Annotated in this window: 22 protein-coding genes; 15 read left to right on the top strand and 7 right to left on the bottom strand. The window is 52.6% G+C overall.

The features are described from left to right. The first annotated feature begins 53 nt into the window (after positions 1–53). The gene (rihC, locus tag AB182_RS21575; RefSeq protein ID WP_047371885.1) at positions 54–968 is read left to right on the top strand and encodes a ribonucleoside hydrolase RihC; all 915 of its coding nucleotides are present in this window, start codon (positions 54–56) and stop codon (positions 966–968) included. Here the strand turns inward: rihC and AB182_RS21570 are convergent. Beyond that, entirely contained in the window at positions 952–1,872 is a 921-nt protein-coding gene (locus AB182_RS21570) for a LysR family transcriptional regulator (protein ID WP_047371884.1), read from the bottom strand. The genes rihC and AB182_RS21570 overlap by 17 nt on opposite strands. Before the next feature lie 91 nt (positions 1,873–1,963). On the opposite strand from AB182_RS21570, the gene AB182_RS21565 reads away from it, so the two are divergent. From AB182_RS21565 to caiF, 5 genes are all read left to right on the top strand, one after another. Further along, positions 1,964–2,590, top strand: coding sequence for a serine-tRNA(Ala) deacylase AlaX (locus AB182_RS21565; protein WP_047371883.1), 627 nt, complete (start codon positions 1,964–1,966; stop codon positions 2,588–2,590). 270 nt (positions 2,591–2,860) lie between these two features. After that, positions 2,861–3,682 (top strand): 4-hydroxy-tetrahydrodipicolinate reductase, encoded by an 822-nt coding sequence (dapB, locus tag AB182_RS21560; RefSeq protein WP_047371882.1) that lies wholly within the window; start codon positions 2,861–2,863, stop codon positions 3,680–3,682. A gap of 456 nt (positions 3,683–4,138) precedes the next feature. Continuing rightward, positions 4,139–5,287: a glutamine-hydrolyzing carbamoyl-phosphate synthase small subunit gene (carA, locus tag AB182_RS21555; RefSeq protein ID WP_047371881.1), complete on the top strand. Its 1,149-nt coding sequence runs from the start codon at positions 4,139–4,141 to the stop codon at positions 5,285–5,287. A gap of 19 nt (positions 5,288–5,306) precedes the next feature. Continuing rightward, complete coding sequence (carB, locus tag AB182_RS21550; protein WP_047371880.1) at positions 5,307–8,531, top strand: carbamoyl-phosphate synthase large subunit; 3,225 nt, start codon at positions 5,307–5,309, stop codon at positions 8,529–8,531. Positions 8,532–8,803: 272 nt separating this feature from the next. Next, on the top strand, positions 8,804–9,199 hold the full coding sequence (gene caiF, locus AB182_RS21545) for a carnitine metabolism transcriptional regulator CaiF (RefSeq protein ID WP_047371879.1): 396 nt from the start codon (positions 8,804–8,806) through the stop codon (positions 9,197–9,199). 40 nt (positions 9,200–9,239) lie between these two features. Here caiF and caiE read toward each other — a convergent pair whose 3' ends face one another. The 6 genes from caiE to caiT form a co-directional block, all read right to left on the bottom strand. Next, on the bottom strand, positions 9,240–9,836 hold the full coding sequence (gene caiE, locus AB182_RS21540) for a carnitine operon protein CaiE (RefSeq protein ID WP_047371878.1): 597 nt from the start codon (positions 9,834–9,836) through the stop codon (positions 9,240–9,242). A gap of 6 nt (positions 9,837–9,842) precedes the next feature. Further along, on the bottom strand, positions 9,843–10,628 hold the full coding sequence (gene caiD / locus AB182_RS21535; protein ID WP_047371877.1) for a crotonobetainyl-CoA hydratase: 786 nt from the start codon (positions 10,626–10,628) through the stop codon (positions 9,843–9,845). Positions 10,629–10,738: 110 nt separating this feature from the next. After that, positions 10,739–12,295 carry a crotonobetaine/carnitine-CoA ligase gene (caiC, locus tag AB182_RS21530; protein WP_047371876.1) on the bottom strand — a complete coding sequence of 519 codons (1,557 nt, stop codon included), beginning with the start codon at positions 12,293–12,295 and terminating at the stop codon, positions 10,739–10,741. Positions 12,296–12,367: 72 nt separating this feature from the next. Next, complete coding sequence (gene caiB / locus AB182_RS21525; protein WP_047371875.1) at positions 12,368–13,588, bottom strand: L-carnitine CoA-transferase; 1,221 nt, start codon at positions 13,586–13,588, stop codon at positions 12,368–12,370. Positions 13,589–13,648: 60 nt separating this feature from the next. After that, a complete protein-coding gene (gene caiA, locus AB182_RS21520; protein ID WP_047371874.1) occupies positions 13,649–14,791 on the bottom strand; it encodes a crotonobetainyl-CoA dehydrogenase in 1,143 nt (380 codons plus the stop codon). A gap of 30 nt (positions 14,792–14,821) precedes the next feature. Then, positions 14,822–16,339 carry an L-carnitine/gamma-butyrobetaine antiporter gene (gene caiT / locus AB182_RS21515; RefSeq protein WP_047371873.1) on the bottom strand — a complete coding sequence of 506 codons (1,518 nt, stop codon included), beginning with the start codon at positions 16,337–16,339 and terminating at the stop codon, positions 14,822–14,824. Positions 16,340–16,817: 478 nt separating this feature from the next. Between caiT and AB182_RS21510 the strand changes: the two genes are divergently transcribed. From AB182_RS21510 to folA, 9 genes are all read left to right on the top strand, one after another. Continuing rightward, a complete protein-coding gene (locus tag AB182_RS21510) occupies positions 16,818–17,588 on the top strand; it encodes an electron transfer flavoprotein FixA (RefSeq protein ID WP_047371872.1) in 771 nt (256 codons plus the stop codon). A gap of 15 nt (positions 17,589–17,603) precedes the next feature. Then, positions 17,604–18,545: an electron transfer flavoprotein subunit alpha/FixB family protein gene (locus AB182_RS21505; protein ID WP_047371871.1), complete on the top strand. Its 942-nt coding sequence runs from the start codon at positions 17,604–17,606 to the stop codon at positions 18,543–18,545. Positions 18,546–18,595: 50 nt separating this feature from the next. Continuing rightward, positions 18,596–19,882: an FAD-dependent oxidoreductase gene (locus AB182_RS21500; RefSeq protein ID WP_047371870.1), complete on the top strand. Its 1,287-nt coding sequence runs from the start codon at positions 18,596–18,598 to the stop codon at positions 19,880–19,882. After that, positions 19,879–20,166 carry a ferredoxin-like protein FixX gene (gene fixX, locus AB182_RS21495; protein WP_047371869.1) on the top strand — a complete coding sequence of 96 codons (288 nt, stop codon included), beginning with the start codon at positions 19,879–19,881 and terminating at the stop codon, positions 20,164–20,166. Before AB182_RS21500 ends, fixX begins: the two co-directional genes overlap by 4 nt. A gap of 139 nt (positions 20,167–20,305) precedes the next feature. Then, positions 20,306–21,637: an MFS transporter gene (locus AB182_RS21490; protein ID WP_047371868.1), complete on the top strand. Its 1,332-nt coding sequence runs from the start codon at positions 20,306–20,308 to the stop codon at positions 21,635–21,637. Positions 21,638–21,740: 103 nt separating this feature from the next. Further along, positions 21,741–21,974, top strand: coding sequence for a YgdI/YgdR family lipoprotein (locus AB182_RS21485; protein WP_047371867.1), 234 nt, complete (start codon positions 21,741–21,743; stop codon positions 21,972–21,974). Between the two features lie 235 nt (positions 21,975–22,209). Then, the gene (gene kefF / locus AB182_RS21480) at positions 22,210–22,740 is read left to right on the top strand and encodes a glutathione-regulated potassium-efflux system oxidoreductase KefF (RefSeq protein ID WP_047371866.1); all 531 of its coding nucleotides are present in this window, start codon (positions 22,210–22,212) and stop codon (positions 22,738–22,740) included. Then, positions 22,733–24,595: a glutathione-regulated potassium-efflux system protein KefC gene (gene kefC / locus AB182_RS21475; protein ID WP_047371865.1), complete on the top strand. Its 1,863-nt coding sequence runs from the start codon at positions 22,733–22,735 to the stop codon at positions 24,593–24,595. The genes kefF and kefC overlap by 8 nt, the downstream gene beginning before the upstream one ends. Positions 24,596–24,783: 188 nt before the next feature. After that, positions 24,784–25,263, top strand: a complete 480-nt coding sequence (folA, locus tag AB182_RS21470) for a type 3 dihydrofolate reductase (RefSeq protein WP_047371864.1) — start codon at positions 24,784–24,786, stop codon at positions 25,261–25,263. Positions 25,264–25,268: the final 5 nt, after the last annotated feature.

The following is a 25,268-nucleotide window of genomic DNA, read 5'->3' as shown; positions in this document are numbered from 1 at the left end:
GAGTTTATGAGAAGATGCCAGGCATAACGCCTGGCATTTTTTATGGAGGATGTATGCGTCTGCCGATTATTCTCGACACCGACCCTGGTATTGACGACGCGGCTGCCATTGCCGCTGCGCTTTTTGCACCTGAGCTTGATCTCAAACTGATGACGACGGTTGCAGGTAATGTCTCGCTGGAAAAAACCACCCGTAATGCCCTGCAATTGCTTCACTTCTGGAATGTGAATATCCCGGTGGCGCAGGGGGCTGCGACGCCGTTGCTGCGCCCGTTGCGCGATGCGGCAAGTGTCCACGGTGAATCTGGCATGGAAGGCTATCACTTTGTTGAACATCAGCGCCAGCCGCTGGCAAAGCCCGCGTTTCAGGCAATCCGCGATGTGCTGATGGCATCACCTGAACCGGTCACGCTGGTGGCGATTGGGCCACTGACCAATATTGCTCTGCTGTTATCCCACTACCCGGAATGTCAGTTCAACATTCGTCGTCTGGTGATGATGGGCGGTTCTGCCGGGCGCGGTAACTTCACGCCAAATGCGGAATTCAATATTGCCATTGACCCGGAAGCGGCCGCACGCGTCTTTGCCAGCGGACTGGAGATCGTCATGTGCGGTCTGGATGTGACTAACCATGCCACACTTGCCCCGGATTATCTGGCAACGCTGCCTGCGGGAAATCAAACCGGGAAAATGCTGCATGGCTTGTTTAGCCACTACCGTAGCGGCAGCATGGCGACCGGGCTACGTATGCATGATCTTTGCGCGATTGCCTGGCTGGTGCGCCCGCAGATTTTTACCCTGAAATCCTGCTTTGTAGCGGTGGAAACCCAGGGGACATACACCGCGGGCACCACGGTTGTGGATATTGACGGTCGTCTGGGTAAGCCCGCGAATGCGCAGGTAGCCCTGGGCATTGATATTGATGCATTTCGCGCCTGGGTGGCAGACGTATTTAGTAAGGCGCCGTAAGCGAGACGTAGGGCATCTTCTCACTTAAATAATCAATCATCGCCCGCATTCTGGCGGGCATATGCTTTCCCGACGACCACAGTAGCCAGAGCTGTCCTGAATACTCGCTAATAAACTCCCAGTCCGGCAGCACCTGACGTATTTCGCCTCGCGCCAGTGCCGCACTTGCGGTAAACAGCGGCAGGCTGCCTATCCCCAGATGATTTAGCACCGCATCGAGGCGAACACCGGTATGGTTCGCGGCATAGCGCCCATGGGTCTGAATAGTTTCGCTTTTGCCGCGCTTACGAAATTTCCAGCGTGAATCAGCGGGCGTTTCGCCAAGACTGATGCAGCTATGCTGGCGTAAATCTTCCGGCTTATCGGGTGTGCCGTGCTGGCGCAGATATTCCGGTGTGGCGCAAATCAGATGGTTAATTGGTATCAATGGTTTACCGTGCAGGCCAGGAGAAGGTGAGTTGGTAATACGCAGTGCCAGATCGACGCCGTCATCAATTAAATCCATATAACGATCTTCCAGACGCAGCCGTACATCGACCTGCGGGTAGCGGATAAGAAATTCGCCCATGAGTGGATGGATAACAAATCGACCCACGGCTTTCGGTACGCTGAGGGTCAGGGTGCCTTGCGCACTATCCTGCACGCTGCTGCCGGCATTCATCGCCTGCCTGGCGGCTTCCAGCATCATCTGTGCATGTTCGTACACGCTAAGGCCAGACTCACTTAACCGCAGTTTTCGCGTTGTGCGGTGCAATAATTTATTGCCCAACGCCTGTTCAAGGCGCGAGACGCAGCGGCTCATTGCCGATGGCGTCGCACCGGAAATACGTGCGGCGGCTGAGAAGCTGCCCTGATCGATAATCAGAACAAAAGTCGCGAGATCGGGAAGCAGGGTGGTATTCATTTGTGTCTGCCAGGCAAAAGTGTGTTGAAAGCATAACGGATTATCATAGTCCGTGAAAATAATATACTGGTTGCGTAATCAGGAGGGAAAAATGACAACACGAAATTACTACACCAGCGATGAGACGCACGGCCAGGCCAACGTTATGCAATGCATTCCCGATGGAGAGGGCGGCTTTTTGATTGAGCTGGATGCCACGCTCTTTCATCCACAGGGCGGCGGGCAGCCTTCTGACGGCGGCACCATTGGTGGCGTGCCCATACAGCGGGTTTTCACTAACGGTGAGACCGTATGGCATCGTACTGCCACGCCAGTCGCGCCAGGCCCGGTTACACTTTGTGTCGACGGGGAATTACGTCACGTTCATGCGCGCTGGCATTCGGCGGGGCATCTGATTGGCACGGCAGGCGAAGCGTTCGGCTGGCAACCTGTTAAAGCCCATCACTGGCCTGGGGAAGGACGCATCACATTTAACGGTAGCGGGAGTATCACTGCGGAGCTGCTGACGGGAAAAATCAGCGCATGGATAGATGAAAATTTGCCGCGACACATCGATTTTTATGAAGGGAAGCGGCAGGTTCGCTTTGGCGAATTGCCCGCCTATGGCTGTGGTGGTACCCATGTTTGCTCGTTGCGTGACATCGGGCAAATCACGCTTACCGGTGTCAAAATGAAAAAAGGACAGCTGGTTGTCAGCTATACGGTGGACGAAAGCTGACCGTTCGCTGACGTGCAGTGAGTTATTGCTCAGCAATATACGAGGTGATAGCGCACCGCCGCAGCGGAAAATCTTCTTAGAATACCAATGCTCAGCGTCTTCTGTGGGTTTTGCTGGTCAAATCGCAACATGCGAACTCATGTCTTTTACTGATATTTCCCGCTGTTTATCATTTAATTCTAATTATCGGTGTTTTCGGCTGGTAGCCCCGACGTGGGCTGGTTAATCTGAGAACGATTTTCAGCATTTCATTAACAAAAGAGTACAACTATGCATGATGCACAAATCCGCGTAGCCATCGCGGGCGCCGGTGGGCGTATGGGCCGCCAGTTAATTCAGGCAACCCTGCAGATGGATGGCGTCGCGCTTGGCGCAGCGCTGGAGCGAGAAGGTTCTTCCCTGCTGGGTAGCGATGCAGGAGAGCTCGCTGGCGTGGGTACCACAGGCGTTACTGTGAGCAGTGATTTGCAGGCGGTAAAAGACGATTTTGATGTACTGATCGATTTCACCCGTCCGGAAGGGACCCTGGTACACCTGGCGTTTTGTCGCCAGCACCGCAAAGGGATGGTTATCGGTACAACCGGGTTTGACGACGCAGGTAAAGCGGCAATTCGCGATGCGTCGCAAGAGATCGCCATTGTCTTCGCCGCGAATTTCAGCGTTGGCGTGAACGTGATGCTTAAGCTGCTGGAAAAAGCGGCGAAGGTGATGGGGAATTACACCGATATTGAAATTATCGAAGCTCATCATCGCTATAAAGTGGATGCGCCGTCGGGGACCGCGTTGGCCATGGGAGAGTCTATTGCCCATGCGCTGAATAAAGATTTAAAAGATTGTGCTGTTTATGCACGTGAAGGCCATACCGGCGAACGCGTACCGGGCACAATTGGTTTTGCTACCGTCCGTGCGGGCGACATTGTCGGCGAACATACAGCGATGTTCGCTGATCTCGGCGAACGTATTGAAATTAGTCATAAAGCGTCAAGCCGAATGACGTTTGCCAATGGCGCCGTTCGCTCAGCTTTATGGCTAAAAAACAAAGAAACCGGCCTTTTTGATATGCGAGATGTGCTGGATCTGAACAATTTGTAAGAATTATTACCCATCGTGATGTGGTTGTTGCAGTCGTAATGTCTTGATTGCATAGGGCAATATTTTATTGCCCTTTTATTTTGCCTGTTTCTTCATATTTCCTCATTTAGATCTCCATTAATATCCATCTTAATTCTTATTTTAGTTGCTGAAATGTAAATTTTGACCGTCTGGTCCACATTTTATGAAGGCAAGCTAGAGATAACCAGTTTTATGGCGACGCAAGCGTTTTCCTCTCTCCGGAAATGTGATCTTTTTGCCCTTTAAATCATGCTGTTCTTTTATGTGGCGCAAAAAGACATGAAAAAGATGCGCTATAAGTTGACTTTTACCCTTCATGTCTCCAGAATGCCGCCGTTTGCAAAAAATTCGCGGTTACGCAAATTTGCATTGATTCAAGGCTCATAATTGAATTAATATGCAAATAAAGTGAGTGAATATTCTCTGGAGGATGTTTTGATTAAGTCAGCGCTATTGGTTCTGGAAGACGGAACCCAGTTTTACGGTCGGGCCATAGGGGCAACAGGTTCGGCGGTTGGGGAAGTCGTTTTCAATACTTCAATGACCGGTTATCAAGAAATCCTCACTGATCCTTCCTACTCCCGCCAAATCGTCACCCTTACTTATCCTCATATCGGCAATGTCGGCACCAATGCCGCTGATGAAGAATCCTCTCAGGTACATGCGCAAGGTCTGGTCATTCGCGATCTGCCGCTGATTGCCAGCAACTACCGCAATACCGAAGATCTCTCTTCATACCTGAAACGCCACAATATCGTGGCGATTGCCGATATCGATACCCGTAAGCTGACGCGTCTGCTGCGTGAAAAGGGCGCGCAGAACGGCTGCATCATCGCCGGGGACAATCTGGATGCTGCGCTGGCGCTGGAAAAAGCGAAAAGCTTCCCGGGGCTGAACGGTATGGATTTGGCGAAAGAGGTGACGACTGCCGAGCCGTATAGCTGGACGCAGGGGAGCTGGACACTGAAAGGCGAACTGCCGGAAGCGAAAAAAGAAGATGAGCTGCCGCTGCACGTGGTGGCCTACGATTTCGGCGCGAAACGTAACATCCTGCGTATGCTGGTGGACCGCGGCTGCCGCCTGACGGTGGTCCCGGCGAAAACCTCCGCAGAAGACGTCCTGAAAATGAATCCGGACGGTATCTTCCTCTCTAACGGCCCTGGCGACCCGGCACCGTGTGATTACGCCATCGACGCGATTGGGAAATTCCTTGAGACCGATATCCCGGTATTCGGCATCTGCCTCGGCCATCAGTTGCTGGCGCTGGCGAGCGGCGCAAAAACCGTGAAGATGAAGTTCGGTCACCACGGCGGCAACCACCCGGTAAAAGATATCGATAACAACACGGTAATGATTACCGCACAGAACCATGGTTTTGCGGTAGATGAAGCCTCCATGCCTGCCAACCTGCGCGTTACGCACAAGTCGCTGTTTGATGGCACCCTGCAGGGGATTCATCGCACGGACAAACCGGCATTCAGCTTCCAGGGCCACCCTGAGGCGAGCCCGGGTCCGCACGATGCAGCGCCGCTGTTCGACCATTTTATCGAGTTAATTGAGCAATACCGTCAGTCTGCTAAATAATCAGGAGCGAAAAAGAGCCATGCCAAAACGTACAGACATAAAAAGCATCCTGATCCTTGGCGCCGGTCCGATTGTCATCGGTCAGGCGTGTGAGTTCGACTACTCCGGTGCGCAGGCGTGTAAAGCGCTGCGTGAAGAGGGGTACCGCGTCATTCTGGTGAACTCCAACCCGGCGACGATCATGACCGACCCGGAAATGGCGGATGCAACTTATATTGAGCCGATCCACTGGGAAGTGGTACGCAAGATCATCGAAAAAGAGCGTCCGGATGCGGTTCTGCCGACCATGGGCGGCCAGACAGCACTGAACTGTGCGCTGGAGCTGGAACGTCAGGGCGTTCTGGCTGAGTTCGGCGTCACCATGATTGGTGCGACCGCCGACGCAATTGATAAAGCAGAAGACCGCCGCCGTTTCGACGTGGCGATGAAGAAAATCGGTCTGGAAACCGCGCGTTCCGGTATTGCGCACAATATGGAAGAGGCGCTGGCCGTTGCGGCTGACGTGGGCTACCCGTGCATCATCCGTCCATCGTTCACCATGGGCGGCACCGGCGGCGGTATTGCCTATAACCGTGAAGAGTTTGAAGAGATCTGCGCCCGTGGCCTGGATCTGTCACCGACCAATGAGCTGTTAATTGATGAATCGCTGATTGGCTGGAAAGAGTATGAGATGGAAGTGGTGCGCGATAAGAACGATAACTGCATTATCGTCTGCTCCATCGAAAACTTCGACGCCATGGGCATCCACACCGGTGACTCCATCACCGTTGCGCCGGCCCAGACCCTGACCGATAAAGAGTATCAAATCATGCGTAACGCCTCGATGGCGGTACTGCGTGAAATCGGCGTGGAAACCGGCGGTTCTAACGTGCAGTTCTCGGTTAACCCCAAGAATGGCCGTCTGATTGTTATCGAGATGAACCCGCGTGTCTCCCGTTCTTCCGCACTGGCTTCCAAAGCCACTGGCTTCCCGATTGCCAAAGTGGCGGCGAAACTGGCGGTAGGTTATACCCTCGACGAGCTGATGAACGACATCACCGGTGGCCGCACCCCGGCGTCTTTCGAGCCCTCCATCGACTACGTTGTGACTAAAATTCCTCGCTTTAACTTCGAGAAATTCGCGGGTGCAAACGACCGTCTGACCACCCAGATGAAATCGGTCGGTGAAGTGATGGCGATTGGCCGCACACAGCAGGAATCCATGCAGAAAGCCTTGCGTGGTCTGGAAGTGGGCGCGACCGGTTTTGACCCGAAAGTGAGTCTGGATGACCCGGAAGCGCTGACCAAAATCCGTCGCGAGCTGAAAGATGCTGGCGCCGAGCGTATCTGGTACATCGCCGATGCCTTCCGCGCGGGTCTGTCCGTTGATGGCGTCTTCAACCTGACCAACATTGACCGCTGGTTCCTGGTACAGATTGAAGAGCTGGTGCGTCTGGAAGAGAAAGTCGCCGAAGTGGGCATTAATGGCCTCGACGCGGACTTCCTGCGTCTGCTCAAGCGTAAAGGCTTTGCCGATGCGCGTCTGGCTAAACTGGCCGGTGTACGTGAAACGGAAGTTCGCAAGCTGCGTGACCAGTACAACCTGCACCCGGTCTACAAGCGTGTGGACACCTGTGCGGCAGAATTCGCGACCGACACCGCTTACATGTACTCCACCTATGAAGAAGAGTGTGAAGCGAACCCAAATCAGGACCGCGATAAAATCATGGTACTGGGTGGCGGCCCGAACCGTATTGGTCAGGGTATCGAATTTGACTACTGCTGCGTACATGCCTCGCTGGCGCTGCGTGAAGATGGTTACGAGACCATCATGGTCAACTGTAACCCGGAAACAGTCTCCACCGACTATGACACTTCTGACCGTCTCTACTTTGAGCCGGTAACCCTGGAAGATGTGCTGGAAATCGTGCGCATCGAGAAACCGAAAGGCGTTATCGTGCAGTACGGCGGCCAGACGCCGCTGAAACTGGCGCGCGCGCTGGAAGCGGCAGGCGTGCCGGTTATCGGTACCAGCCCGGATGCCATTGACCGTGCCGAAGACCGTGAGCGTTTCCAGCAGGCGGTTGACCGCCTGAAACTGAAACAACCGGCGAATGCTACCGTAACGGCTATCGAACAAGCCGTTGATCGGGCGAAAGAGATTGGTTATCCGCTGGTGGTGCGCCCGTCTTACGTGCTCGGCGGCCGCGCGATGGAAATCGTTTATGACGAAGCCGACCTGCGCCGTTACTTCCAGACCGCAGTCAGCGTTTCCAACGATGCGCCAGTCCTGTTGGACCGCTTCCTCGACGACGCGGTAGAAGTGGATGTGGATGCTATCTGCGACGGCGAAATGGTGCTGATTGGCGGCATTATGGAGCATATCGAGCAGGCGGGCGTGCACTCCGGCGACTCCGCGTGTTCCCTGCCAGCGTATACGCTGAGCCAGGAGATTCAGGATGTGATGCGCCAGCAGGTGCAGAAACTGGCTTTCGAGCTGCAGGTTCGTGGTCTGATGAACGTCCAGTTTGCGGTGAAAGATAACGAAGTTTATCTGATTGAAGTGAACCCGCGAGCAGCGCGTACCGTACCGTTCGTCTCCAAAGCAACCGGCGTTGCGCTGGCGAAAGTGGCGGCGCGCGTGATGGTTGGCCAGACGCTGGCACAGCAGGGCGTCACCAAAGAAATCATCCCGCCGTACTACTCGGTGAAAGAAGTGGTGCTGCCGTTCAACAAATTCCCGGGCGTTGACCCGCTGTTAGGGCCAGAAATGCGCTCGACCGGGGAAGTGATGGGCGTCGGACGTACCTTTGCCGAAGCGTTTGCCAAAGCGCAACTGGGCAGTAACTCGACCATGAAGAAATACGGTCGCGCGTTGCTCTCTGTGCGTGAAGGAGACAAAGAGCGTGTGGTTGACCTTGCGGCGAAGCTGCTCAAGTTCGGTTTCGAACTGGATGCGACCCACGGTACGGCGATTGTGCTGGGCGAAGCCGGTATTAACCCGCGTCTGGTGAACAAGGTACATGAGGGTCGTCCGCACATTCAGGATCGTATCAAGAATGGCGAATACACCTACATCATTAACACCACCGCAGGTCGTCAGGCGATTGAAGACTCCAAGTTGATTCGCCGCAGCGCGCTGCAGTACAAAGTGCATTACGACACCACGCTGAACGGTGGTTTTGCTACCGCGATGGCGCTGAACGCTGATGCCACCGAGAAGGTCACCTCCGTTCAGGAAATGCACGCGCAGATTAAGCCGTAACGCGCTGCGCAGACAAGCGCATAGCATTACCGATTAAATAAAAACGGTTCCTGTACAGGAACCGTTTTTTTATACATAACATTCGTACTGCATGTGTCCGTCATTTTTACCCTTTTTTCTAATGTAACAAGCACGATTTTGCTCACACTAATGAACATCAAACCTGCATACTATTTCTTATTGACCGTAGATTTAATGTGGTTAATGGGTTTGCCGATATTCGGGCAAACATGACCATAACAAGATCTTTAATTTGTAAAAATGGTGTGCTTATGAGTAAAGAATATGTTGAAAAACCCCTTTATTTGTTAATTGCCGATTGGGTAATGGCGGAAAACCGTTGGGTCAGCGCCAAAGAGATTGCCAGGCATTTTGACATGGACCACTGTAAAGCGATCAATACGGTTTCTTATATTCTTTCTGAGGTAGAAGAAATTAGCTGTGAGACCAAGACAATTCCAAATCAACTGCAGGGAAGAGGTTGCCAGTGTCAGCGCCTGGTGCGCGTAAAAAATATTGATGCGCAAATCTATAGCAGGCTGAAGAATAATGCGCAGGAAAAAATTCTCAGTGCAACGAAAACATCTCATATGCCTGTAGTTCTTCCGGCAGAACTGAAGACGGAACAGAAATGGCAAATGATGTTGTCAAAAAGTTTGCGCCGTTAGGCGCGATTATCAAATGGCGCAGGTGCGCCATTTGATAAAATCATTGAACTGATTTCGGCTTCACCTCTGTTGTGCCTTTCAGCCGTGGTCGGTTTTTTTCTGGCTGACATAACGGTTGCGTTTCATATAATGATGAGCGACAGCGGAGAGTCAGATCCTGATATTCCCGGGTATTCAGTTGCTTCCACTGCAACTCTTTTTCGGTTACCTCACGGATAAAGCGGGCCGGTGTTCCCACCAATAATTGTCTTGCTGTGCCGATAAATCCGGCTTTTACAAAGCTCATGGCGGCAACAATACTCTCTTCGCCAATGATCGCGCCGTCCATAATGACGCTATTCATGCCGACCAGCGCATCCCGGCCAATCACGCAGCCATGCAGAATCGCACCGTGTCCAATATGTCCATTCTCACATACGATGGTATCGGTATCGCAGTAGCCGTGCATGATGCACCCATCCTGCAGATTAGAACCGGGTTCAAGGATCAGGCGGCCATAGTCTCCGCGAAGTGAAGCATGGGGGCCGACGTAGACTCCCGCGCCTACAATTACGTCGCCAATCAACACTGCGCTCGGATGTATATACGCCTCGGGATGGACGACCGGGATCAAGCCTTCAAAGGCGTAATAACTCATGTGTCATTAACGTCCTTTCCATACCGGTGAGCGCTTTTCTGCAAATGCCAGCGGCCCTTCGATTGCATCTTCGGAGTGCAGGACGCCCGGATAATGTTTCAGCGCACCGCTGCGGAGATAACGATAGCCCTCCTCAACCGGCATTTCCCGTGTTGTGCGGGTTATCTCTTTGAGCGCGGCAATAGCCAGCGGCGCACTTTGAATAAGCTGTTGCGCCAGTTCACGCGCCTTGTTTATCAATGCATCCTGGCTGACAACGTGATTGACAATACCCCAGCGCAGAGCTTCATCAGCATTCATACGTCTGCCGGTCATCACCATCTCATTGACGATGGCGGGCGGTAAGCGTTTAGGTAATCGCAGGACGCCACCACTGTCGGGCACGATACCGAGTTTGGCTTCTGGCAGGGCAAAACTGGCGTTTTCCGCGCAGATAATAAAATCTGCGGCCAGCGCCAGTTCAAATCCACCGCCAAAGGCATAGCCGTTAACGGCGGCAATGACCGGTTTATCGAGGTCAAAAAGTTCGGTCAGCCCTGCAAATCCGCCGGGCCCAAAGTCGGCATCCGGTGCTTCGCCTTCAGCCGCAGCTTTTAAGTCCCAGCCAGCGGAAAAGAATTTGTCGCCAGCACCAGTGATAATGGCTACGCGCAGTTCAGGGTCATCGCGGAAATTCAGGAAGACTTCACCCATGGAAAAACTGGTTTTGGCATCGATAGCATTGGCTTTAGGGCGATCCAGCGTAATTTCCAGAATATGTCCATTGCGGGTCAGATGTAATGATTCACTCATATTTTACTCCTTTTAAATATGTTTATGCTTTGCAGAGGCATGTAACCTCTGCAACATATGAAATGTTTACGTTATTTTTATCTCGATGAACTAACGTTCACCCAAATAAGTTACGTTAAATTCTTTTTAATCACTTTCCCTGAGCAGTTGCGTGGCAGATCGCTCCTGAATTCAACGAGAGTGGGTACTTTAAATTTCGCCATATTATGTGCGCAAAAAGAAAAAAACTCCTCAGCACTTAATGTTTCGCCTTCATGAAGAACAATAAAGGCTTTTATAGCTTCATCCCTGATAGTGTCTTTAACGCCAATAACCACGGTATCCTGAATTTTGGGATGGGTCGAAATAATATTTTCCAGTTCGACGCATGAGACATTTTCACCGCCGCGCTTAATCATATTGCAGCGTCTGTCGACAAAATAAAAAAAGCCCTCTTCATCGTAGTAGCCTGAATCACCAGTATGTAACCAGCCGCTTGTATCCAGGGCTGCGGCGGTTGCGTTCGGCTGTTCGAAATACTCTTTAAAAAGCGTTTTTCCCGGAATACCTTTGACGCATATTTCACCGATTTCATGGGGAGGAAGGGGCTGATTTTTATCATTACGAATTTCCGCTTCGTAACAAAAACCCGTGCGCCCAATTGACGGCCAGCGCCGTTTATCACCAGGTCTGTCGCCGATAATACCGACAATGGTTTCCGTCATGCCATACGATGTCAGCAACCTCACGCCGAAGCGTTCAATAAACGCATCTTTTTCCTTCACGGAAAGATTGAGATAGAAAAGCACTTCACGAAGGCAGTGTTGGTTATCCTCCGGCACTGGCGGTTGCACCATCAGGGTTCTAATCATCATAGGAATGCATTCGGTGACAGTGGCACGGTATTTTCGCACCTGGTTCCAGAACGCACGTGCACTGTATTTCTCAAGCAGTACAAAGGTGGCGCCGCTGGAGAAGGCAGCCATTGCCGCCGTACACTGGCAATCAATATGAAACGCGGGCATAGCGGTCAGATAAATATCGTCTTCACGTAATGCGCACTGCCAGGCGGAGTAATAACCCGCAAAGCGTAAGTTGTATTGGGTAATGACCACGCCTTTCGGCCGTGATGTGGTACCTGAGGTGAAAAGGATTTCTGCAGTATCGTCAGTGCTTAACATTGGTGAATAATTAAGGACAGGGGGTTGTGCACGCTTAAGTTGGTAAAAATCACTCACCGCGGTATCGGAGACGCAGAAATTGCGGTCAATAAGACAGATATGATTGAGATGCGTTTTACCTTCCTGATGAATCCGACGGTAAAGGGGATAAAAGTTTTCAGTGGTCACCAACAAACGCGCCCGGCTGTTTTGCAGGATCCACAGACTTTCATCATGCAATAGCCTGGCGTTTATCGGCACCATGATGGCACCGATTTTTGCCAGTCCGAACCAGCAAAAGAAAAACTCGGGGCAGTTATCCAGATGCAACGCGACTTTATCGCCTTTTTGGATCCCCAGTCCGTTGAACAGATTCGCTGTGCGATTGATTTCCTCATTGAGGAAGGTGTAGTTGAACTGCTGCGCTTCACCTTCGCATGACTCAAAAATCAGCGCCGTTTTATCGCCATAGACTTCTGCCAGGTCGTCCCACATCTGACGTAAGTTTTGATCGCCAATAACATCCATCGCACTTTTATCCACTGAAAGTAGACGTAAGCGCTAACCGGGTGGTTACAAGATCCCGTTAGCGCTACGCATTTAATCCTCAATCCTGGCCAGCCCCTTGCTTACCAGTTCCTTAATATCTGCTTCGCTGTAACCTATGTTCTGCAAGATGGCGGAGGTATCCATGCCGTGTGAAGGCATGCCGCGCCAGATTTTTCCGGGGTTGTTTTTGAATTTCGGCATAATGTTTGGCCCCTTGCAGGTGCGGCCATCCAGGGTTTGCCATTGGGTGATGGATTCGCGGGCAACGTACTGCGGGTTGCCTTCCAGTTCTGGAATGGTCAGCACTTTTGCACAGGCAATATTCAGCTCAGCAAAGCGCGCTTTCACTTCGGCAATGGTGTGCGCCAGCAGCCATGCATCCAGCTTCTCTTCTACCAGTGGGCCGTAAGGGCACTCGATGCGGTGAATGAGCTGCGTTCCTTCCGGGACTTCTGGCGTGCCGAGAATATGCGCCAGCCCGATATCTTTAAAACACTCGGCAATTTGCGTAATGCCGACCAGTTCCATCACGATGTAGCCATCCGCGCATTTATACAGACCACATCCGGCATAGTAGGGGTCTTTACTTTTGGTCATGCGCGGACAGATTTCGCCGCCGTTGAAGTAATCCATCATGAAGTACTGGCCCATGCGCAACATGACTTCATACATCGCAATATCAATACTTTCCCCTTTGCCCGTTTCACGTACTTTATGCAGCGCTGCAAGTGCAGCGGTTGTCGCCGTCATGCCGGAAAAATAATCTGCCGTGTACGGGAAGGCAGGCATCGGCTGGTCAACGTCGCCATTCTGAATCAGGTAACCACTGAAGGCTTGTGCAATGGTGTTATAAGCCGGAAGGTTGGTGTACTCCTCTGTCCCAAACTGGCCAAAACCAGACAGATGGGCGATAACCAACTTCGGATTGTGTTCCCATAACACCTCATCGGTAATGCCCCGACGCGCGAATGCCGGACCTTTACTGGCCTCAATAAAAATATCTGTGGTTTCCATCAACTTAAGGAATGCTTCTCGCCCTTCATCTTTGAAGATATTCAGCGAAAGGGCGTGAAGATTGCGACGCGAGAGTTGCGGATAATTGGGCTGGACACGAATAGTGTCGGCCCAGGCGACATTTTCAATCCAGATAACTTCTGCTCCCCATTCGGCAAACATTTGTCCGGCGAAGGGCCCGGCAATTTCGATACCGGAGAACACAACCCGCACACCCGCAAGGGGTCCAAACACGGGCATTGGTAAACGATGACTCATGACATACTCCTGTGTGGCATCCCTGGAACCCCATCACAGCGCGATGGGGTTATTACCCGATTAACGGTACTGTTTGAGCACTGCGCGACCCAGTGTCAGGATCTGCATTTCGTCGGAACCGCCGGATACCCGGTCAACGCGCAGATCGCGCCAGAAGCGGGTAATACGGTGGTTGCCCGCAATCCCGACGCCACCGAGGACTTGCATCGCACTGTCAACGACTTCAAATGCCGCGTTGGCGCAGAAGTATTTACACATTGCGGCATCACCAGAGGTGATCGTGCCGTTATCTGCTTTCCAGGCGGCTTCGAGCAGCATGTTTTTCATGGAGTTTAATTTGATTGCCATATGGGCAAACTTCTCCTGAATCAGCTGGAAGCGACCGATCGTTTCGCCGAATTGCACTCGCTGGTTGGCGTAGCGCGCCGCATCTTCAAAGGCACACATTGCGGTACCGTAGTTCGTCAGAGCAACGAGGAAGCGTTCGTGGTCAAACTCTTCTTTCACACGGTTAAACCCATTACCTTCACGGCCGAACATGTCTTTTTCATCCAGTTCAACATCGTCAAAGGTAATTTCGCAGCAGCTGTCCATGCGCAAACCGAGCTTCTCAAGTTTGTTAACTTTGATGCCTGGCTTGCTCATATCGACAAACCATTCGGTGTAAATGGGTTTATCCACAGACGCACCGTCACGTGCCATTACCACGATATAAGGGGTATAAGCGCTACTGGTGATAAAGCACTTACTGCCATTAAGATAAACCTTACCATTTTTGCGGGTATACGTGGTTTTCAGACTGCCAACATCCGATCCGGCTCCCGGTTCCGTGATCGCGGAGTTCCACATCTGTTTACCTGTTCCCTGAAACGCCATGATCTTATCGATCTGTTCCTGGGTGCCTTCACGTAACACCGTGTTGAAGCCGCCGGGAAGTTGATAGAGAACATAGGTTGGTGCGCCCAGGCGGCCTAATTCCATCCATACCGCCGCCACGGTAACGAAGCCGGCATCCAGACCGCCACGTTCTTCCGGGAGTAACAGGCTATCAATGCCCATATCGGCCAGTGCTTTTACAAAACGTTCAGGGTAGACGCTATCGCGATCACACTCTGCAAAATAGGCTTCCCAGTTTTCACTGGCCATTAATTCACGAATACCGGCGACGAACAGCTCCTGCTCATCATTCAAGTTAAAGTCCATCTTTTAACCTCTTGATAGGGTTGATTTCTATTAATTATCTTTCCAGTGCACTTTGGCGTCCTTAATAAAGGACAGCGTGACCATGATGTTGACGAAGAAGAGAGGGCAGCCACCGGCGATGATCGCCGTTTGTATCGGTTTCAACCCGCCGAGAGCCAACAGCACAATCCCGATAACGCCAACCAGAATCGACCAGCCGATACGTACCAGCAGAGGCGGCTCTTCACCGTCGCGTATTTCGCGACAGGTCGACATGGCCAGCGTGTAAGAACAGGCGTTGATAAGCGTGACGGTGGCAATAAAGCAGAGAATAAAGAAGCCCCACATTGTTGCCGTACTCAGGGGCAGGGCGGCCCAGGTCTCGATAATGGCGCGTGGCACGCCATGCTCAGCGATGAGGTTCGGAATGTTAATGATGTTTTTATCCATCAGCAGAAGCGTGTTGCTGCCGAGCGCGGTCCACAGGATCCAGGTGGAGGCCGTCAGGCCCAGCACCATTCCGAAGCACAACTCACGAACGGTACGGCCACGAGATATACGGGCAAGGAAGATACTCATCTGGATGGCGTATATTACCCACCAGGCCCAGTAAAAAACGGTCCAGCCTTGCGGGAATCCGCCTTTGCCGATTGCATCGGTGTAGAACAACATACGGGGCAGATACATCAACAGCATACCGACGGAATCGGTGAAGTAATTCATGATGAAGCTGGCGCCGCTGACGATGAACACCCAGCCGAGCATCAGGAAGCTCAGGTAGCTACGCACGTCGCTGGCGATCTTCACCCCTTTCTGCAGACCACAGGCCACGCAGATAGCATTCAGAATGATCCAGCAGGTAATAATGATCGCGTCCAGTTGCAGCGTATGCGGGATGCCGAAGAGATACTGCATACATTCGGTGACCAGCGGCGTAGCCAGACCGAGGCTGGTGCCCATTGCGAAGATCAGTGCCACAAGATAGAAGTTATCGACAATAGTCCCGAATAACCCTTTCACATGCTTCTCGCCAACTAAGGGCACAAGCGTTGAGCTGGGGCGGATCACATCCATTTTGCGAACAAAGAAAAAGTAGGCGAAAGCGACGGACAGGAAGCTATAGGTAGCCCATGGTAGCGGTCCCCAGTGGAACAAACTGTAGGCAAGGCCAAGCTCTTTTGCGCCGGTAGAGTTGGGTGCTAAGGCAAACGGTGGCGTAGAGATATAGTAGTAGATCTCTATCGATCCCCAGAACAGCACGGCTGCGGAGGTACAGGAGGCGAACATCATGAAGATCCAGCTGGCGGTGCTGAATTCGGGTTTCTCGTCGCCCAATCTTTTTTTAGCGTAGGGACCAAAAACCAGCCAGAACCAGCCAAAGAGCATCACGACCATATACCACTCGAATGCCCATCCCCAGACATTTGTCACGTACGAAAATACTGCATTAATAATTACATTCGCGGCATCAAGGTCTCTAACAGTTAGCCAGCAAAGTATTCCGACGATAATGAGTGGTGGAAAAAAAACCTTTGGCTCTATTCCTGATTTTCTCTTGTCATTTTTCATTTTCGAATTCCAGTATCATAATGGATTTATATTTCGTTCCCATTTGTTATATTTATGTTCATTTTTGTGAGCGTTTATTTACCGACTTTTTAACCTCAGCGATACCTCGGGAAGTACTCCATGATGGGTATTCGTTACAGTGTATTCTGTTATTTTAATCACACTTTTCTGTCGGTTTTCGCTTCGCCTGTTTTGGTTTTTTATTTGTTTTAAAACAATGTGTTGTGTTGGTTTTTGTTGTTTTTTTATCCCCTCAATGTTCAATATTGGTGATCCCTGAAACAATATTGAAATTTATATGCTGGAATCGTTTTTTCAATATTGGTGAAGTAGCTAGCAATATTGAAACTCCCATTTATCAGTGTGTGACATTTTCAATATTGGTGATTAATGTTTTATCCCGTAATTAAATGATGTGATATCTGTATTTACCATCACCGATATGGACGACGATTCCTTCATGATTTCTGGAGAGGCAATGAAGATAATTACTTGTTACAAATGCGTACCTGATGAACAGGATATTGCGATCAATAACGCGGATGGTTCGTTAGATATTAGTAAAGCGGATGCCAAAATTAGCCAATACGATTTGAATGCCATTGAAGCCGCTTGTCAGTTAAAACAGCAGGCCGGAGAAGCGCAAGTGATCGCCATGAGCGTGGGCGGCAAGGCACTGACCAATGTGAAAGGACGTAAAGACGTACTTTCGCGCGGCCCGGATGAGCTGATTGTTGTGATTGATGAGCAGTTTGAACAGGCGCTCCCACACTCTACCGCCGCCGCTTTGGCTACCGCTGCACAAAAATCTGGCTTTGACCTCATTATCTGCGGCGATGGATCTTCCGATCTTTACGCACAGCAGGTCGGTCTGTTAGTGGGCGAAATGCTTAACATTCCTGCTATTAACGGCGTGAATAAAATTCTCTCCCTGACGGAAAGTACGCTTACCGTTGAGCGTGAACTGGAAGATGAAATTGAAACCCTGACGATTCCTCTTCCTGCGGTTGTGGCGGTCTCGACAGACATTAATGCTCCACAGATTCCGTCAATGAAAGCGATTCTGAATGCCGCGAAAAAGCCGGTGCAGGTCTGGTCTGCGGCAGATATCGGTTTCAGCGCGCCTGGCGTGTACTCCACGCAGAAGGTCGCAGCACCAAAACAGCGTGAGCGTCAACGCATTGTTATTGAAGGGGATGGTGAAGAACAGATCGCCGCGTTTGTCGATAGTCTGCGCAAAGTCATTTAATAATCAGGGGATATTATGAACACGTTTTCTCATGTCTGGGTATTCAGTGATACCCCTTCTCGTCTGCCGGAACTGATGAGCGGCGCGCAGGCGTTAGGTGAACAAATTAATACGTTTGTACAAAGCGATGCAGAAGGCACGACAGCCATCCAGTTGGGTGCGAATCATGTATGGCAACTCAGCGGTAAACCAGACGATCGCCTCGTGGAAGACTTTGCGGGCGTGATGGCGCAGACCATTCGCCAGCAGAGCGATGCAGGCCTGGTACTGCTCCCCAATACCCGTCGCGGCAAGTTGTTGGCGGCAAAGCTGGGCTATCGCCTCGCCGCGGCTATTGCGAATGACGCCAGTGCCGTGACTCAGCAGGATGGCCACGTAACGGTTAAACATATGGTTTATGGCGGTCTGGCCATGGGTGAAGAAACCATTCATTCCCCTTTTGCCGTGATGACCCTGAGCAGCGGTACGTTTGAAGCGCAGCAACCGGACATTTCACGCCGTGGCGAAACGCATAGTGTGCAATGGCAGACGCCGGACGTTGCTGTAACGCGTACGGCGACGCAGGCCCGTCAGAGCAACAGCGTTGATCTCGACAAAGCACGGCTGGTGGTCAGCGTTGGACGCGGTATTGGCAGCAAGGAGAACATTTCTCTGGCGCAGGCATTATGTCAGGCCATTGGCGCGGAACTGGCCTGTTCCCGTCCGGTGGCTGAAAACGAGAAATGGATGGAGCACCAGCGTTATGTTGGCATCTCAAATCTGATGCTTAAACCGGAACTGTACCTGGCCGTGGGGATCTCCGGGCAGATCCAGCACATGGTCGGGGCTAACGGCGCACAGACTATTTTTGCCATTAATAAAGATAAGAACGCACCGATCTTTCAGTACGCAGACTATGGCATCGTCGGGGATGCAATGAAGATCCTGCCTGCGCTGACAACGGCACTGGCGCGTTGATCTATTTGGGCAGAGCCGGAAGCTGGCTCTGCCGCTGACAGGGAGTGAGTATGTCCGAAGATATCTTTGATGCCATCATCGTGGGTGCCGGACTCGCCGGTTCGGTCGCGGCGCTGGTTCTTGCCCGTGAAGGGGCGCAAGTCTTAGTGATCGAACGGGGTAATTCCGCCGGTGCGAAGAATGTCACCGGCGGGCGTATTTATGCCCATAGCCTGGAGCGCATTATTCCGGGCTTTGCAGAGAAGGCTCCCATTGAGCGAATAATTACCCATGAAAAACTCGCCTTTATGACCGATAACGGGGCGATGACCGTGGACTATCTCAATGGCGAGGAGGCCGTGCCGTCTCAAGCCTCTTACTCAGTGCTTCGCAGTAAATTCGATAATTGGTTGATGGCGCAGGCGGAAGAGGCCGGGGCACAGCTGATCACCGGTATTCGCGTGGATAATCTTGTTCAGCGCGACGGTAAGGTCGTGGGCGTTGAGGCCGACGGCGACATTATCGAATCCAACGTGGTGATCCTGGCTGACGGGGTCAACTCGCTGCTGGCAGAAAAATCAGGCATGGCGAAACGCGTTAGCGCTGAACACGTTGCGGTGGGGGTGAAGGAGCTTATCGAATTGCCTGAATCGGTCATTATGGATCGCTTCGGGTTACAGGGAAATGAAGGTGCCGCCTGTCTGTTCGCGGGTTCTCCTACCGATGGTCTGATGGGGGGCGGCTTCCTCTATACCAATAAAACTACCCTCTCACTGGGGCTGGTTTGCGGTCTTCATCATCTGAAAGACGCGAAGAAATCAGTTCCGCAAATGCTGGAAGATTTTAAACAGCATCCCGCAGTCGCACCGTTAATCGCAGGCGGAAAGATGGTGGAGTATGCCGCACACGTTGTTCCTGAAGCGGGAATGAACATGCAGCCTGAGCTGGTGGGTGACGGCGTGCTGATCGCTGGCGATGCCGCCGGAATGTGTATGAATCTCGGGTTCACCATTCGCGGGATGGATCTGGCCGTGGCGGCAGGAGAGGCCGCAGCGAAAACAGTGCTTTGCGCCATGAAAAACCATGATTTCAGCCGTCAGGGACTCGCGGCGTATCGTCAGCATCTTGATAACGGCCCGATGCGGGACATGCGTATGTATCAGCGTTTACCGGCCTTCCTCGATAATCCGCGTATGTTTAGCCGCTATCCGGAAATGGCAGTGGGCATCGCCCGCGATCTGTTTACCGTTGACGGTAGCGCGCCGGTACCGATGCGTAAGAAAATCCTGCGCCATGCGAAGAAGGTCGGCTTTATCAATCTGATGAAGGATGGCATCAAAGGAGCGAGCGTACTATGACTTCCCCCGTTAATGTGGACGTCAAACTGGGCGTCAACAAATTCAATGTGGATGAAGAGAATCCACACATCATTCTGAAAACGTCTCCGGATAAGCAGGTGCTGGAGGTGCTTATTAAAGCGTGTCCCGCCGGGCTGTATAAAAAGCAGGATGACGGCAGCGTGCGCTTCGATTACGCCGGATGCCTGGAGTGCGGCACGTGTCGGATTCTGGGGCTTGATGGGGCGCTGGAGAAGTGGGAGTACCCACGCGGTACCTTTGGTGTTGAGTTTCGCTACGGATAACGAGTACAGGTTTACGCACCCACAGGCCGGATAAGGCACAACCGTGTCGCTATCCGGCAATGACCTTTATCGGATGGCGGCGTAAATGCGTTATTCGGCTGACAAATGACGCTTTGCCGTATTGAAACAGGAAGTCGCTATGCAGCAGCCCAGAAATTTTGATGATATCCAGTTCTCATCTATCCACCGTCGCATCATGCTGTGGGGCAGCGGCGGACCTTTCCTGGATGGGTATGTGCTGGTGATGATTGGTGTTGCGCTGGAACAGCTCACGCCTGCACTGAAGCTGGATGCCCAATGGCTGGGGCTGCTGGGGGCGGGGACGCTGGCGGGGCTGTTTGTCGGCACATCGTTGTTTGGCTACATCTCAGACAAAGTGGGACGACGAAAAATGTTCCTCATTGATATCATCGCCATTGGGGTGATATCGGTGGCGACGATGTTTGTTTCTTCCCCCATGGAGTTGCTGGTGATGCGCGTGTTGATTGGCGTGGTAATAGGCGCCGATTATCCTATCGCCACCTCGATGATCACCGAGTTTTCCAGTACCCGCCAGCGCGCGTTTTCAATCAGCTTTATCGCTGCGATGTGGTACGTCGGCGCGACCTGTGCCGACCTGGTCGGATATTGGTTGTACGATGTGGAAGGCGGATGGCGCTGGATGCTGGGGAGTGCGGCGATTCCTTGCATCATGATCCTGATTGGCCGTTTTGATCTCCCGGAATCTCCGCGCTGGCTTTTGCGTAAAGGGCGGGTGAAAGAGTGTGAGGAGATGATGATTAAACTGTTTGGCGAACCTGTGGCGTTTGATGACGAACCGCCGCAAGAAACTCGCTTCTTACAGCTGTTTAATCGCCGTCACTTCCCATTTGTTCTGTTTGTTGCCGCCATCTGGACGTGTCAGGTGATCCCAATGTTTGCCATCTATACTTTTGGTCCGCAGATTGTCGGCCTGCTGGGGCTGGGTGTCGGGAAAAGCGCGGCGCTGGGCAATGTGGTCATCAGCTTGTTCTTTATGCTGGGCTGCATTCCGCCGATGTACTGGCTGAACAGCATGGGAAGGCGACCATTACTGATCGGCAGCTTTATGGTGATGACACTCGCGCTGGCCGTGCTGGGATTGATTCCTGACATGGGGATTTGGCTGGTGGTAGCGGCATTTGCGGCTTATGCCTTTTTCTCCGGCGGGCCGGGAAACCTCCAGTGGCTTTACCCGAATGAGCTGTTCCCGACCGATATTCGCGCCTCTGCCGTTGGCGTCATTATGTCCCTGAGCCGAATTGGCACCATTCTTTCTACCTGGGCGCTGCCGATTTTTATCACTAAATATGGGATCAATTACGTCATGCTAATGGGGGCGGGAATTTCGCTTTTTGGCCTGCTCATTTCCATCGCTTTTGCACCGGAGACACGAGGATTGACGCTTACCCAGACGAGTAGCATGACGATTCGTCGCAAGTCTTTATACTGAGGTAAACCTTCAGAGTGTTCTGCATTTTCTTTTAAGGTCAGTCAGTTAATCTACAATAAACCTGTATTTAACTGAAAACGACTGAAAAGCAGGGGAGAACACCATGCGATCGAAACTGTTATTAACGTCACTGTTTGCTGCCGCCACACTCTTTACCGTTGCCGGTTGTTCGTCTAACCAGGCCGTTAAAACCACCGATGGCAAAACTATCGTGACTGATGGCAAACCGGAAATCGATAGTGACACCGGCCTGGTCTCTTACAAAAATGCGGAAACCGGTAAAACCGAGCAGATTAACCGCGATCAGGTGAAAAACATGAGTGAACTGGATAATTAATCCCGCTCTATGACAGAAAGCATCCCGCCATTTGCGCGGGATTTTTTTTGACTTACTCAGATCCGTAAGCCACCGCTCAGGCATTATGCCGACGCTCGCGCCTGCGCGGCTTTAACCGCGATTCTGGCAGGCACTGCGTTGGTGTCAGCCAATCCCGCACAGATTGTCGCTGTTAGCACGACGATTAACTGTCTACACTCAAACAAAAAAGTAGGCAGTGAAAACAGGCTAATCGATGATTCTGATAATTTATGCCCATCCCTATCCGCACTATTCCCATGCGAATAAGCGGATGATTGAGCATGCAGGGACTCTGGAGGGGGTGGAAATCCGCTCTCTTTATCATCTCTATCCCGACTTCAATATTGATATTGCCGCCGAGCAGGAGGCGCTGAGCCGCGCCGAGCTGGTTGTCTGGCAACATCCCATGCAATGGTACAGCGTACCGCCGCTGCTTAAACTCTGGATTGATAAAGTCCTGGCGCACGGCTGGGCCTATGGTCATGGCGCACGCGCGCTGCAGGGGAAAAGCCTGTTGTGGGCGGTCACCACCGGGGGTGGGGATCAACACTTTGATATCGGTTCACACCCTGGGTTTGATGTGCTGGGGCAGCCCTTACAGGCCACGGCGCTCTATTGCGGTATGAAATGGCTGCCGCCGTTTGCGACCCACTGTACCTTCATTTGCGACGACGAAACCCTGCAGGCGCAGGCTCGCCACTACAAACAAGTGTTGCTCGACTGGCAGGAGGCCCACCATGGATAGTCATACGCTGATTCAGGCGCTGATTTACCTGGGGGCGGCCGCGCTCATCGTGCCGATCGCGGTACGCCTGGGGCTGGGGTCCGTGCTGGGGTATCTGATCGCCGGCTGTATTATTGGCCCGTGGGGCTTACGGCTGGTGACTGACGCTGAATCTATTCTCCACTTCGCGGAAATCGGCGTGGTGTTGATGCTGTTTGTGATTGGCCTTGAGCTGGATCCCCAGAGACTGTGGAAGTTGCGCGTGTCGGTCTTTGGCGGCGGCGCGTTGCAGATGGCCTCCTGCGGCGTTTTGTTGGGGGTGTTTTGTATGGTACTGGGGCTCGACTGGCCGGTGGCGCTGCTTATCGGCCTGACGCTGGCGCTCTCCTCAACCGCGATTGCCATGCAGGCGATGAATGAGCGTAACCTGACCGTCTCGCAAATGGGGCGTAGTGCCTTTTCCGTGTTGCTTTTCCAGGATATCGCGGCCATTCCGCTGGTGGCGATGATCCCGCTTTTGGCCAGCAGTGGCGCATCCACAACGGTGGGGGCGTTTGCCCTGTCGGCGTTGAAAGTGGTTGGCGCGCTGGCGCTGGTGGTCGTGCTGGGGCGCTATGTCGCGCGTCCGGCACTGCGTTTTGTTGCCCGCTCCGGATTACGTGAAGTATTCAGCGCCGTGGCACTGTTTCTGGTGTTTGGTTTCGGTTTATTGCTGGAAGAGGCCGGGCTTTCCATGGCGATGGGGGCGTTCCTGGCGGGCGTGCTGCTGGCAAGCTCGGAATACCGTCATGCGCTGGAAAGCGATATCGAACCCTTTAAAGGCCTGCTGCTGGGGCTCTTTTTTATCGGCGTCGGCATGTCGATAGACTTTGGCACCCTGGTCATTCATCCGCTGCGTATCCTGCTTCTGCTGGTCGGTTTCCTGGTGATTAAATCCGTGGTCCTCTGGCTGATTGCCCGCCCGCTGAACGTCCCTGGTAAGCAACGTCGCTGGTTTGCGGCGCTGTTGGGGCAGGGGAGTGAATTCGCGTTTGTGGTTTTTGGTGCAGCACAAATGGCAGGCGTGCTCGACCCGGAATGGGTCAAAGCTTTGACGCTGGCGGTCGCTTTGTCTATGGCGGCAACGCCTGTGCTGTTAGTCCTGCTGACGCGTCTGGAAAGCGCAGTCACCGGACAAGCGCGGGAAGCCGATGAGATTGACGAAGATGAACCGCGGGTCATTGTGGCCGGATTCGGCCGCTTCGGCCAAATTGCCGGGCGTCTGCTACTCTCTAGTGGAGTCAAAATGGTCGTTCTCGATCACGACCCGGATCATATCGAAACGCTGCGCAAATTCGGCATGAAGGTCTTTTATGGCGATGCGACGCGCGTGGATCTGCTGGAGTCAGCCGGTGCCGGAAAAGCCGAAGTGCTGATCAATGCGATTGACGATCCGCAGGCTAACCTGCAACTGACTGAGCTGGCGAAAACCCATTTCCCGACGCTGCGTATTATTGCCCGTGCCCGCGATGTCGATCACTACATCCGCTTGCGTCAGGCAGGCGTTGAGAAGCCGGAGCGTGAAACGTTTGAAGCGGCGTTGAAAGCCGGGCGGTTGGCGCTCGAAGGGCTCGGACTGGGGCCTTATGAAGCGCGTGAGCGGGCCGATCTTTTCCGCCAGTTCAATACCCAGATGGTCGAGGAAATGGCCGGGGTGGATAACACCGCTCAGGCCAGAGCGGATGTCTTTAAGCGGACCAGCGCAATGTTGACGGAGATTATCAGCGAAGACCGGGCGCATCTGTCCGTGGTTCAGCGTCATGGCTGGCAGGGAACCAAAGAGGGCCGACATACGGGGGATATCGCTGATGAACCAGAGGCGAAACCACAGCCATAGCGCATGTTAAGACTGAGTGGCGGTGAACGGTTTGATTCGCGAGAAAGTGGAAAGCAAGGGGGGCGATTGTGCGGCGTGGGTTTGCTTACAGATTACGAAAATTTTCTGTCTCTTTACCTGCCGCCAGTCGACGAAAGAATACGCTTTCCGTATAGTGGCGACAATTTTTTGCATCCGGGAAATTATCAATGATCAGTCTGATTGCGGCGTTAGCGGTGGATCGCGTGATCGGCATGGAGAATGCCATGCCGTGGAACCTACCTGCCGATCTCGCCTGGTTTAAACGCAATACGCTAAACAAACCTGTGGTTATGGGACGCCTGACGTGGGAGTCGATTGGACGCCCGCTACCAGGCCGTAAAAATATTGTCATCAGCAGCAAGCCGGGTACTGACGATCGCGTGCAGTGGGTCAGCTCGGTCGACGCGGCGATTGCCGCGTGCGGCGACGCGGAAGAGATCATGGTGATCGGCGGTGGCCGTGTCTATGAGCAGTTCCTGCCGAAGGCACAAAAGCTCTATCTGACGCATATTGATGCCGAAGTCGAAGGAGATACCCATTTCCCGGATTACGATCCGGACGACTGGGAGTCGGTATTTAGCGAGTTTAACGATGCGGATGAGCAGAATTCTCACAGCTATTGCTTCGAGATTCTGGAACGTCGGTAATTGTC

Source organism: Phytobacter ursingii (assembly GCF_001022135.1).
GTDB classification, from domain to species: domain Bacteria; phylum Pseudomonadota; class Gammaproteobacteria; order Enterobacterales; family Enterobacteriaceae; genus Phytobacter; species Phytobacter ursingii.
The sequence above is the reverse complement of the archived record's forward strand: the minus strand, read 5'-3'. Positions and strand labels throughout refer to the sequence as shown.